The sequence below is a fragment of the Frankia sp. AgB1.9 genome (assembly GCF_016786355.1).
Lineage (GTDB): Bacteria > Actinomycetota > Actinomycetes > Frankiales > Frankiaceae > Pseudofrankia.
Genome location: NZ_JADWYX010000106.1, coordinates 15,831 through 27,259, shown reverse-complemented (window position 1 = coordinate 27,259; position 11,429 = coordinate 15,831). Strand labels below are relative to the sequence as shown.

The following is an 11,429-nucleotide window of genomic DNA, read 5'->3' as shown; positions in this document are numbered from 1 at the left end:
CTGGGACCGGCTGGCCGGCGCCGTCGCCGCCGGGGCCCGGGGGCGGGGCGCCGGGGCGCGGGCCGGCGGGGCGTTCGTCGTCTCTCGGTCTACTCGGCGTGGATCTCCGGGGCGCCGGCTTCCGTCCTCGCCTCGGCGCGAACCGCGCGCAGGCGGGCCATCAGACTGACCCGCAGCGAGTCAGGAGCGCGCTCGCCGCCGCACTTGCGCGCCACGAGCAGCTTCACCTCCTGCTCGACGCCGAACTCACGCAGGCACGGCGAGCACTCGTCCAGGTGAGCCCGGATCAGGTTCTGCTGACTGCCGTCGCACTCGTTGTCGAGATACAGGAACACCGCGTCGAGAACCTTGCGACAGTCGATCTCGTGTGGTCCGCCGCAGCTCACGAAGCACCGCCCTCGCTCCCGGTGGAGCCGGCGGGAACCAGTCCGCGCTCCCTGGCGTACTCCTCCAGCGAGTTGCGCAGACCGCGCCGACCCCTATGCAACCGGGACATCACCGTGCCGATGGGGGTGCCCATGATCTCAGCGATCTCCTTGTAGGCGAAACCCTCTACATCGGCCAGATAGACGGCCATGCGGAAGTCCTCGGGCAACGCCTGCAGCGCGTCCTTGATGTCGCTGTCAGGCAGATGCTCCAGCGCCTCGGCCTCGGCGCTCTTCAGACCGGTCGACGTGTGCGACTCCGCCTCGGCCAGCTGCCAGTCCTCGACCTGCTCGGTCGGGCTCTGCAACGGCTGACGCTGCCGCTTCCGGTAGCTGTTGATGAAGGTGTTCGTGAGGATGCGGTACAGCCAGGCCTTGAGGTTGGTGCCCTCCTGGAACTGGTGGAACGCCGCGAACGCCTTCACGAAGGTCTCCTGGACGAGATCCTCGGCGTCGGCCGGGTTGCGCGTCATCCGCAGCGCGGCCGCGTACAGCTGGTCGAGGTACGGAAGGGCATCGCGCTCGAACCGCGCGCCCCGCGCCTCGGTGGTCTCGTCGACCAGGATCACTCCCTCACCGCTCGGAGAGCCCGGAGGAACGACCCCCCGGATCTGCGTCGCGGGCCGCCGGACGGCTGACTTCGCGTCAACGGCCGGAGCGGCCCACGGACCGCTCGCCGCCGTCCCCGTCGCGATGTCCTCGGCCGCCAGAAGCTCCGGCCCCGTCGGGGCGTTCTGGCCCGTTACGTCTTCCCATCGCGCGAGCGGCTGCGCCGAGCGGCTGTCACCGGCCTTCTTCGGGGACGATACCCCGCCAACCGGGAGTGCGCCCGACGGCGAACCGCCGCCGATGACCGGCCGCGGGACGAAACCGCCCACCGCCACCGGCGCGGCTACCTGCCGGAACAACTGGCTCTCAGGCGTCAATGTCGGACCTCCGTGACCTCTGCTTGCACACTCGCCAACCGTTCGGGCCGCCGGTGGATTCCCGGCCGGCGCGATCACCCGCGGGCGCCGTCCGGATGCCCGAGGAGGCGCTGAGCCAGCCAGTCGGTCGCCAGGCCGGCAGCCTCGTCGACGACCTCGGTTGCCGGCCGGCCATCGCGGACCCGGACCTTGAACGAGTGGTCGGCCCCCGCGATCACGACCACCTGGACCCCACTCGCCGGATCGGCCCGCGGCCGGCCGAACGAGTCCCGCTCCCCCTGCAGGACCAGGACCGGCACCACCGCGCCGGAGAGCTCGCCCTGGCGAGAAGGCCGGTCGCCGGGCGGGTTGAGCGGGAAGCCGAGCGCCACCACCCCGTGCGCCCCGACCTGGCGAGCGGTCCGTACCGCCACCCTGGAGCCCATCGAGGCCCCGGCCAGGGCCAGCCGGGACGGTCTGCCCAACGCCTCGACAGCGGCCGTCAGGACGGAGTCCAGGCGCGCGGCCCGGTCCGGCGCCTTGCGACCGGCGACCCGATAGGGCATCTCGAGACGGGCGACGGTGATGCCCGCGGCGCCGAGCCGCTCGGCCAGCCGCCGCAACACGGGGGTCTGAGTTCCGGAGCCCGCGCCGTGCAGGAGGACCACCACCGGTGGGCCATCGACGGCCTCGGTGGGAAGGCTGGAGCCGCTGGCCTCGCTGCCTGCGGTGACAACGGGCTCGACACCGGGAACCACGAACAGCGCCCCGCCGTCGACAGATAGGACGGTTTCGGGCGGGGTCTTGGTGGTCATAGCGGTAGTGCCGCTCACAGCGGCCTGCGAGGTCACCGTGGCCTCGGCGCGGCCCGTCGGGGCGATGTCCGCCGGGCGCGGAGCGGGAACGGACATGTGGTCAGTGGGAGAGGGCATGCGGGCGGGCAGGGACGGCGTGGCGCGAGACGGCGGACGGCGACACGCCGGCCGGTCCGCGACGCCGGTCCTGCCGGACGTGGTCCGGGTCGCCGGGCCACAGGTGATCGCAAGTCCGCGGTCGTCGGAGACTTCCGGCCCTGGTGTGTGACATGCCTCGCATCGCAGCCCTTCGAAGGGTAGGAATGGTTCATGCTGTCCAGTCCCGGCGCCGAGCCGGAACTCGTGGTTTCGGAGCGACGCCCCGCCGCGCCCACGGTCGTCTGTGAGGCTCCCGCGGGCAGTGACGATCCCTACTGGTCGTTCTACGACGAGGTCGCCTCGGTCCAGCTGAGGCAGTGGCTGCCGCCCGTACCCTCCCGCGTCCTCGACGTGTCCGGCCAACGAGACAGGTTCGCCCATCAGATGGCGGCCGTCGGGCACCGGGTGATCCGGGTCGTCGGCGACCCACGGCAGCCCGCTCCGGCCCGGGCCGCGGCGGACGTCCGGCGCGCCGCCGAGCATTCCGACTCCCGGCTGGCGCCGGGGTCCCTGCTGCGGGTGGCCGGCGATGCCCGCAGTCTCGACTGGTTCGCGCCTGGCTCGTTCGACGCCGTCCTCGCCGAGGGCCGCGCACTGTCGTTCTGCCTGGCCACCGAGGCCACCCTCGAGGAGATCTACCGGCTGCTGCGCCCGGGCGGCCAGCTGCTGCTGTGCGTCGACTCGCTGTTGCTGGGGCTGGCCCGGCTGGCCGAGCAGCACCGGTGGGCCGAGCTGTCCGACGTGCCGCGGGCGGACGTCGTGCTGGTCCCGGCCGAGGACGGGACGATCACCCGGTGCTTCTGGCCGGAGGAGCTCAAGGCCGTGCTGACCAGCGCGGGCCTCGAGGTCGACTGGGTCAGGCCGCGCAGCGTGCTGTCAGCGGAAGCCGTCAAGCGCGCACTGGCCGCGGACATGTCGTCATTTCCCACCCTCGTCCGGACCGAGGTCGAGCTCGCCGCCGAGCGCGAGGGTGAGTCCATCGGCATCCACCTCATCGCCTCGGCCCGCCGGCCCGGCTAGCCGCGGGCAAAATAGGGGGCGTGACGACAGCGACGCGCGTCCCCGCCGACCCCTGGCCGGCACCGACCGCTCATGAGCCGGTGCGGGCCGTGGTGCGGGTACCCGGTTCCAAGTCCGGGACCAACCGCGCCCTGGTCCTCGCCGCGGCGGCGGACGGCGTGTCCCGGCTGCGCGGCGCGCTGCGCTCGCGGGACACCGTGCTGATGGCCGGGGCGCTGCGCGCGCTCGGCGTCGGAATCGACCAGGACGAGTCCGCATGGGTGGTCCGCGGCGGACTGGGCCGCCGGGACGGGACGCCGACCGCGATCGACTGCGGCAACGCCGGCACCGTCGCCCGGTTCACCCCGGCCCTGGCCGCGCTGACCGACGGCGACGTGACGTTCGACGGCGACCCGCGGATGCGCCACCGGCCGCTGACCCCGCTGCTCGACGCGCTGCGCGCCCTGGGTGCCGTCGTCGACGGTGACCTCATGCCGCTGGTCGTGCGCGGTCGCGGCGGGATCGCCGGTGGCGCCGTGACCGTCGACGCGTCCGACTCCAGCCAGCTGATCTCGGGCCTGCTGTTGGCCGCGCCCGGCTACGACCAGGGTGTCGAGGTCAGCCACGTCGGCGGCCGGCTGCCGTCCGGGCCGTACCTGGACATGACGGTCACCGACCTGCGCGCGGCCGGCGCCACCGTCGAGACCGAGCCAGGCGATCCCGCGGACCAGACGGGCCGGCCGCCGACCTGGCGGGTCTCGCCCGGCCCGCTGCGGGCCTACGACCGAGCGATCGAGCCCGACCTCAACAGCGCGGCACCGTTCCTCGCCGCCGCGGTCGCCACCGGCGGCGACGTGACGATCCCGGACTGGCCCACGGTGACCACCCAGCCAGGACGGATGCTGCCCGGCCTGCTGGAGGCGATGGGTGCGCACGCGGAGCTGACCCCCGAGGGCCTGCGGGTGCGCGGCGGGGACGGGCTGCATGGTCTGGACGCCGACCTCGGCGACGTCGGCGAGGCCGCCCCGGTGCTGACGGCGCTCGCGGTGCTCGCCGACTCGCCGTCCCGGCTGCGGGGCATCGCGCACCTGCGGCTGCAGGAGACCGACCGCCTCGGGGCGCTCGCCGACCAGTTGGGCCGGCTCGGCGCGGACATCTCGGTCACCGAGGACGGCCTGGCGATCCGGCCGGCCCCGCTGCGCGGCGCTCGGCTCGACCCGCTCGCCGACCACCGGCTGGCGATGACCTACGCGGTGGTCGGGCTGCGGGTGCCCGGGATCACCGTCGACGACATCGCGACGACCGGGAAGACCGTGCCCGAGTTTCCGGCGATGTGGGCGGCGATGCTGGCTGCATGAGCGGCACACAGCGGTGACCGGCGACCGAGACCTGGCCGGCTGGACGACCATGACCGGCGGGCGACCATGACCGGGCGGACGGCCATGAGCGGCGACCGGCGATGACCGGTGTCCGGCGCGACTCCGGGCGCCGCGAACTGGACGAGGACGACGTCCGGGCCCGGCCCGGCAAGGGCTCCCGGCCACGCACCCGCGAGCGGCCCGAGCACGCCGACGCGGTGGACGGCGTCGTCGTCGCGGTCGACCGCGGCCGCTACACCTGCCGGCGCACCGCGGCCGACGGCCGGGCCGTGCACCCGGGCCCCGAGCGGGCCAAGGACGAACGGGCGCGCGCCGCCCGGGACCAGGCGGGCGCGCTGATCGAGGCGATCCGCGGCGGCGACGTGCGCCGGGTCCCCGTAGTGGTCGGCGACCGGGTCTCGCTGGTGGGCGACACGTCAGGCCGGCCTGGCGCGCTCGCCCGGATCGTGCGGCGGGCCGAGCGCACCAGCGTGCTGCGGCGCACCGCGGACGACACCGACCCGTCCGAGCGGCCGATCGTCGCGAACGCCGACCGGCTCGTCATCGTCGCCGCCCTCGCCGACCCGCCGCCACGGACCGGGTTGATCGACCGGTGCCTGGTCGCTGCCTATGACGGCGGGCTGGAGCCCGTGCTGTGCCTGACCAAGGCCGACCTCGCCGACGACGGCGCGCTGCGCGAGCTGTATCGGCCGCTCGGCGTGATGATCGTCACAAGCAGGCCGGACGTCGATCCCGCCGAGCTGCGCGAGCTGATCACCGGCCAGGTGAGCGTGATGTTCGGGCACAGCGGGGTCGGCAAGTCGACGCTGGTCAACCGGCTGGTCCCGGACGCGGCCCAGGAGATCGGCGCGGTCAACGCGGTCACCGGCCGCGGCCGGCACACCTCGTCGGCCGCGGTGGCCCTGCCGGTGCCGGGCGGCGGCTGGGTGGTGGACACACCGGGGGTGCGCTCGTTCGGCCTGGGCGCGGTCAGCCTGGCCAGGGTGCTCGGCGCGTTCGGCGAGCTGGCCGAGGCCGCGGCGGACTGCCCGCCCGGGTGCACGCACGCCGAGGGCCTGGCGGACTGCGGCCTCGACGAGGCGGTCCGCGCCGGACGGGCGGAACCGGCCCGGCTGGCCAGCCTGCGGCGGCTGCTCGCCGCCCGCGGCGGCACGGCGGCCTGATCCTCTCCGGCGGATCGGCGGCAAAGGCGTCCGCCCCGTCACAGAAGCCGTTTCGCGCGCTGGCTGGCCCGTAGGCTCTAGGCGTGAAGCTGTCTGACACAGCGGCGGTCGTCTCCGCCTCCTCGACCGGCGCCGTGGGTGAGCCCACCGGCGAGAGTTGGCCGACACCGGCGGACGACCTCGCCCTCGCGCTCAGCCTCGCCGACGCAGCCGACAAGATCACGCTGGCCCGCTTCCAGGCGGTGGACCTGCGGGTCGAGTCGAAGCCGGACAACACCCCCGTGTCGGACGCGGACACCGCGGTGGAGTCGATGATCCGGGAGCGGCTGACCGCGGTCCGCCCGGCCGACGCCGTCCTCGGTGAGGAGGAGGGCCTAGCGGGCGCGGGCGACGCGAAGCGGCGCTGGATCCTCGACCCGGTCGACGGCACCAAGAACTTCGTCCGCGGCGTCCCGGTCTGGGGAACCCTGCTGGGGCTTGAGGTCGACGGCGAGATCGTCGCCGGCGTCGCGAGCGCCCCGGCGATGGGCCGGCGCTGGTGGGCGGCCAAGGGCGGCGGCGCCTTCACCCGCACCGCGACCGGCGACACCCGGGCGCTGCGGGTCTCCTCGGTCGGGCGGCTGGAGGACGCCTTCCTGTCGTTCGCGTCGATCGAGAGCTGGACCGAGCGCGACCGCCTGCCCGAGCTGCTGCACCTGGCCGCCCAGGTCTGGCGGACCCGGGCGTACGGCGACTTCTGGTCGCACATGATGGTCGCCGAGGGCGCCGTCGACGTCGCCGCCGAGTCGGTGGTGTCGCTGTGGGACCTGGCGGCGCTGCAGATCATCGTCGAGGAGGCCGGGGGCCGGTTCACCGACCTGCGCGGGGTACGCGGCGCCGGCCACGGCACGGTGCTCAGCTCGAACGGCCTGCTGCACGACACCGCGCTCGCCTCGTTCAAGACCGAGTAACGGGGCCGGCCGCGGTGGCCATCGGGTTCGCGCATCGGGGAGCGCCGGCCTGGTACCAGCGGGAGAACACCCTGGCCGCGTTCGAGCGGGCGCTCGCCCGCGGCGCCTCGGGGCTGGAGTCGGACGTCTGGCTCACCGCCGACGGCGTGCCGGTCCTGCACCACGACCAGGAGCTCGGTCCGGCCAGGATGCGGGCGCGGGTGCCGGCGTTGACGTCCGGAGCGCTGCCCGGCTGGCTGCCGACGCTGGCCGCCTTCTACCAGCGGGTGGGCACCGGCTTCGAGTTCAGCCTCGACGTGAAGACGCCAGCCGGCGAGACGGCCGATGCCGCCGTGGCCGCCGTGATCTCGGTGGCCAGGGCGGCCGGCGGCACGGACGCGGTGCGCCGGCTGTGGATCTGCGGGCCGCGAGGATGCCTGCGCGCCTGGCGGGAGCTCGACGCGGACGTCCGGCTGGTCAACTCGACCTCGGTGCGGGACATCCGGGCGGACGGCGGGATTGGACCGTATGCGCGCTCATTGGTCGAAGCCGGGGCGAACGCGCTGAATCTGCGGTCAAGAGACTGGATCGCGCCGACCGCGCCGATGGCAGGCGTACTGCACGATCACGGTCTGCTGGCGTTCGGCTGGGACGCCCAGCGGCCCGCGACGCTACGCCGGCTGCTCGGTTACGGCCTGGATGCACTCTACAGCGACCATGTCGACCGCCTGGTCGAGGCGACGACGAACAGCGCCGTCTGATCGGCGCCCGAACGCCGCGCGCTCCCGAACGCCGCCACATTGCCACCGGTGGATTGTCCGTCTCCCGCCGGTCAGTAATTGGAACAACGGCGGGCGGGCCGGCGACATCCGGAATCGCACCTCGATCGCCGTCCGACATCAGTCCCCTACCGGGCGGCGCAATTTCCGGCGGACTTCCGATCGCCGCGCCGGCGAAGTCGACGCGAGATCGCGCGCTGGCCCCCGCTCACCCGCCAACCTCAGGCGGGTGAGCAGATCTCACACTCACCCGCTCGGCGCCCAGCCGGGAGCGGCCCCACGCGGGCGACGGTCAGCCGAATCAGTGAGCGGTTCAGCCCTCGTCGGCGACGGCGACTTTCAACATCTGCGCCGGAAAGCCCGTCCGCTGTGCGACGTTATCTACCGAGTAGCCCTGACGTACCAGGTCACGGGCCTGGTCGAGGGTCCAGCCGCGGCCCGGGTCGAACCGGGTCACCACAACCTCGCTCGAGTCACGACGTTCCTCGGGCCAGCTAAGACGTGCACGGCGTGCCAAGGATCGACCTCCGAATAGTGCCATCGGGGCGTCCGGGGGTCTCCCCCCAGGGCAGACATTGCGGGGCCCGGCGGGCCAACGTCGAACAAGGTAGCCCGTCCGTGTCTGCAGCCGTCACCAACGAAGGTCGCATTCGCCGCGAACTGTTGCGCCGCGAACTGGGTCCAACGAACTGGTGTCCTGCGAGCTGGAGTCCAACGAGCTGGTACCCCACTAGCTGGTGCGCCACGAGCTGGTGCCCCACGACATGCGAGTGACCGACGCCGCTAACTCTACGGTAGCGCTTCCTCGGGACTAAATGTGGAACATACCCGTGCCGCTTGTCACGACCCTGCCCGATCTTCACGCGATCTTCTCCTGGCGATCGGCTGCACGGTAGATCATCCACGGTTCGTTCCCGATATCCGTCTCTAGGTCAGCCGGCTTTGAAAAGGCGCCCCGCCGGGTCGCTCCGGCCGGCCTCCCGGTCGCCGTCGGCGGCGCGCTCAGGGCGGCCCGCGGGTCCGACGCGGCCCGCCTGACCTTCCGAATCGCCGTGACGGGAACGGGACGCGGAGACCGGCCGTGATGCGTCCTCGGCCGGCGCCTCAGGCGGCAAGGCGCGCGACCGCAGCAGCGCGCGCCACTCTCGAACGGTGTGACTGCCCGGTCGCGTGGTGGCGAAGAAATCGGCGAGGACGGCCTGAAAACGGTCCGGATCGGTGTGGTGCGGGAAATGGCCGGCGTCCGGGAAGATCTCCAGTCGGCTGCCCGGCATCGCCTCGTGGGCAATCCGGGCGTGCTCGACCGGGATGACCGCGTCACGCCCTCCCCACATGATCAACGTGGGCATGCCCTGGGCCAGATAACAGCGGTCCAGCATCGTGATCGCCTGGCCCCGGGCGTCCACGGCGGAACGCAGCGTTCGCAGGAACGCGGCCCGCGACTGCCCGGTCGCGAGCCCGCCGAACACCCGGGCCACCTCGTCCGAGTCGCGGCCGAGGTCGGTACCCAACAGGCCGAGGGCGCTGATGACCCCGTGGCCGGCGAGCCGGGCCGCCGGCAGCCGCAGCAACGACAGCAGCGCCTCGCCACCGGGCGAGGCGGCCAGCCGCAGCAACGGGCTCACCTGCGGCCCGACCCCGCCGGTGCCGACCAGAACCAGCCGCTCGCACCGCTCCGGGAACTGGTAGGCGAACTGCATCGCCACACCGCCGCCGAGCGAGTGACCCACCACGGTGGCCCGTTCGATGCCGAGGACCGTCAACAGGTCGCGCATCCCGCAGGCGAACCCGCCGACCGAATAGTCGGCGCGCGGTTTGTCGGACAGGCCGTGGCCAAGCAGGTCCGGGGCTATGACGGTGTGCCGGCGGGCGAGTCCCGGCAGTACCGGAAGCCACGTCGCCGAGCTGTCCCCGATGCCGTGGATGAGTAGCACCGGCGAGCCACGACCGGCCCGCAGGTAAGCCCGACGATGGCCGTGCACGGTGAGGAACCGGGGCGAGAGCGTGTCCTTGCGGCTCGTGGCGCCGCCCGTTCTCGTGGCGCCGCCCGCTTTCGTGCCAGGCGCGCGGACCGCTGCGGCCTGCCGGCTGCCGGCCTCGTCAGACCCGCCGCCACTCGCGTCCGGGACCAGCCTCGACGCCCCGCCCGTCCCGGTCCCGCCGTCCCCGCCCGCAGTCCGCATAGCGATCACTCGCCTTTCGCCCGGAGAGGGGCGGCGGCGCGAAGGATGACCCGTCGCGCCGCCCTTCGCCGGCCGCGTCGCTCGCGGGGGCTCAGCCAGACCGGGCCGCCGCGAGGCTCAGAACTCGAAGTTGTGCATCACGTGCTTAATACGTGTGTAGTCCTCAAGCCCGTAGATCGACAGATCTTTGCCGTATCCACTCTTCTTGAAACCACCATGTGGCATCTCGGCCACGATCGGAATATGGGTGTTCACCCAGACAGCGCCGAAGTCGAGTCGTCGGGCCACCCGCATCGCCCGGCCGTGGTCGGTCGTCCAGACGCTGGACGCCAGCCCGTACTCGACGCCGTTGGCCCATCGCACCGCCTCGTCCTCATCCGAGAACTGCTGCACGGTCACCACCGGGCCGAAGATCTCCGACTGGGCGAGCTCGTCGTCCTGCCGGACGCCGGCGATGACCGTGGGTGGGTAGAAGTACCCGGGCCCGTCCAGCGCCACACCCCCCGTGACGACCTGGGCGTGGTCGGGCGTGCGCCCGACCATCCCGGACACCCGGGCCAGCTGGTTCGCGCTGTTGAGCGGGCCGAACGCGGCGTCCTCGTCCGAGGGCGGGCCGACCTTGGTGGCCCGGGCCGCGTCACCGAGAGCCGCGACGAGGTCGGCGTAGATGCCGGGCGCGGCCAGCACGCGGGTCGCGGCCGTGCAGTCCTGGCCGGCGTTGAAGTAGCCGGCACCGGCGATGCCCTCGGCGACCTTCGCCGCGTCGACGTCGTCGAACACGACGACCGGTGCCTTGCCACCCAGCTCCAGGTGGACCTTCTTGAGGTCGTCCGCGGCCGCCTTGGCGACCTCCATGCCGGCCCGGACGCTGCCGGTCACCGAGACCATCGCGGGCGTCTTGTGCGCCACCACCGCCCGGCCGCTGTCCCGGTCGCCACAGACGACGTTGAGCACGCCGGGCGGCAGGAACTCGGCCGCGATCTCGGCCAGCAGCAGGGTGCTCGCCGGGGTCGTGTCCGACGGCTTGATCACCACGGCGTTCCCGGCGGCGATCGCCGGAGCGATCTTCCAGATCGCCATCATGAACGGGTAGTTCCACGGGGTCACCTGGCCGCACACGCCGATCGGCTCGCGCCGCACGTAGCTCGTGTGCCCGTGCAGGTACTCCCCGGCCGACCGGCCCTCCAGCAGCCGGGCCGCGCCCGCGAAGAACCGGACCTGGTCGGCCGACGGCGGGATCTCCTCACTCAGCGTGAGCCCGACCGGCTTGCCCGTGTTGCGCACCTCGGCCGCCACGAGGTCGTCGGCGCGGTCCTCGATCGCGTCGGCGAGCTTCAGCAGCGCCCGGGACCGCTCGCTGGGCGTCGCGTCCCGCCAGCCCTCGAACGCCTTCGCCGCGGCGGCCATGGCCTTGTCGACGTCGGCGGCGCCGGACAGCGGTGCCTCGGCGTACTGCTCGCCGGTCGACGGGTCGACGATCGGCATCGTCCGGCCGTCGGCCGTAGGCACGTACTCGCCGCCGATGAAGTTGCTCAGAACCTCGCCCATCCGACCTCTCCAGTCCCCGACGTCCCGCTGACCACGCCTGTTGTGCTGCCCGCCGCGATGTTCGTGACGACGGTCCCACGCTTGCCCCGCGCACCCGTCACATGCCGGTTCAGGAAACACGCCGGATCCGCGCTGGACATACGGATGCCGTCTCCGAACCGGGGTA

The 11,429-nt window shown here is 73.1% G+C and carries 11 protein-coding genes; 5 read left to right on the top strand and 6 right to left on the bottom strand.

Annotated elements, in window-relative coordinates; translation table 11 throughout:
* Positions 1–89 precede the first annotated feature (89 nt).
* The 3 genes from rsrA to I6A60_RS31505 all read right to left on the bottom strand — a co-directional run bounded on the left by rsrA (position 90) and on the right by I6A60_RS31505 (position 2,241).
* Positions 90–386 carry a mycothiol system anti-sigma-R factor gene (rsrA, locus tag I6A60_RS31515; protein WP_203024910.1) on the bottom strand — a complete coding sequence of 99 codons (297 nt, stop codon included), beginning with the start codon at positions 384–386 and terminating at the stop codon, positions 90–92.
* A complete protein-coding gene (locus tag I6A60_RS43170) occupies positions 383–1,135 on the bottom strand; it encodes a sigma-70 family RNA polymerase sigma factor (protein ID WP_374113513.1) in 753 nt (250 codons plus the stop codon). The genes rsrA and I6A60_RS43170 overlap by 4 nt, the downstream gene beginning before the upstream one ends.
* Positions 1,136–1,425: 290 nt before the next feature.
* Positions 1,426–2,241 (bottom strand): alpha/beta family hydrolase, encoded by an 816-nt coding sequence (locus I6A60_RS31505; RefSeq protein ID WP_238436654.1) that lies wholly within the window; start codon positions 2,239–2,241, stop codon positions 1,426–1,428.
* A gap of 213 nt (positions 2,242–2,454) precedes the next feature.
* Here I6A60_RS31505 and I6A60_RS31500 point away from each other — a divergent pair, with 213 nt between their 5' ends.
* The 5 genes from I6A60_RS31500 to I6A60_RS31480 all read left to right on the top strand — a co-directional run bounded on the left by I6A60_RS31500 (position 2,455) and on the right by I6A60_RS31480 (position 7,514).
* Complete coding sequence (locus tag I6A60_RS31500) at positions 2,455–3,303, top strand: methyltransferase domain-containing protein (protein WP_203024911.1); 849 nt, start codon at positions 2,455–2,457, stop codon at positions 3,301–3,303.
* Between the two features lie 20 nt (positions 3,304–3,323).
* Positions 3,324–4,640 (top strand): 3-phosphoshikimate 1-carboxyvinyltransferase, encoded by a 1,317-nt coding sequence (gene aroA, locus I6A60_RS31495; RefSeq protein WP_203024912.1) that lies wholly within the window; start codon positions 3,324–3,326, stop codon positions 4,638–4,640.
* Positions 4,641–4,741: 101 nt separating this feature from the next.
* Positions 4,742–5,824 (top strand): ribosome small subunit-dependent GTPase A, encoded by a 1,083-nt coding sequence (gene rsgA / locus I6A60_RS31490; RefSeq protein WP_203024913.1) that lies wholly within the window; start codon positions 4,742–4,744, stop codon positions 5,822–5,824.
* Positions 5,825–5,907: 83 nt separating this feature from the next.
* Complete coding sequence (gene hisN / locus I6A60_RS31485; protein WP_013421988.1) at positions 5,908–6,774, top strand: histidinol-phosphatase; 867 nt, start codon at positions 5,908–5,910, stop codon at positions 6,772–6,774.
* Between the two features lie 14 nt (positions 6,775–6,788).
* A complete protein-coding gene (locus I6A60_RS31480) occupies positions 6,789–7,514 on the top strand; it encodes a glycerophosphodiester phosphodiesterase (protein ID WP_203024914.1) in 726 nt (241 codons plus the stop codon).
* Positions 7,515–7,845: 331 nt separating this feature from the next.
* Here the strand turns inward: I6A60_RS31480 and I6A60_RS31475 are convergent, their stop codons facing one another.
* From I6A60_RS31475 to I6A60_RS31465, 3 genes are all read right to left on the bottom strand, one after another.
* Positions 7,846–7,989: a hypothetical protein gene (locus I6A60_RS31475; RefSeq protein WP_013421986.1), complete on the bottom strand. Its 144-nt coding sequence runs from the start codon at positions 7,987–7,989 to the stop codon at positions 7,846–7,848.
* Between the two features lie 475 nt (positions 7,990–8,464).
* A complete protein-coding gene (locus I6A60_RS31470; RefSeq protein WP_203042773.1) occupies positions 8,465–9,715 on the bottom strand; it encodes an alpha/beta fold hydrolase in 1,251 nt (416 codons plus the stop codon).
* A 117-nt stretch (positions 9,716–9,832) separates the two neighbouring features.
* Entirely contained in the window at positions 9,833–11,263 is a 1,431-nt protein-coding gene (locus I6A60_RS31465; RefSeq protein WP_203024916.1) for a gamma-aminobutyraldehyde dehydrogenase, read from the bottom strand.
* Positions 11,264–11,429 lie beyond the last annotated feature (166 nt).

Bases quoted from the DNA above. Each gene is read 5' to 3' on its own strand.
- I6A60_RS31505 (WP_238436654.1), bottom strand. From the start codon at position 2,241: ATGTCCGTTCCCGCTCCGCGCCCGGCGGACATCGCCCCGACGGGCCGC.
- I6A60_RS31500 (WP_203024911.1), top strand. From the start codon at position 2,455: ATGCTGTCCAGTCCCGGCGCCGAGCCGGAACTCGTGGTTTCGGAGCGA.
- rsgA (WP_203024913.1), top strand. From the start codon at position 4,742: ATGACCGGTGTCCGGCGCGACTCCGGGCGCCGCGAACTGGACGAGGAC.
- I6A60_RS31470 (WP_203042773.1), bottom strand. From the start codon at position 9,715: ATGCGGACTGCGGGCGGGGACGGCGGGACCGGGACGGGCGGGGCGTCG.
- I6A60_RS31465 (WP_203024916.1), bottom strand. From the start codon at position 11,263: ATGGGCGAGGTTCTGAGCAACTTCATCGGCGGCGAGTACGTGCCTACG.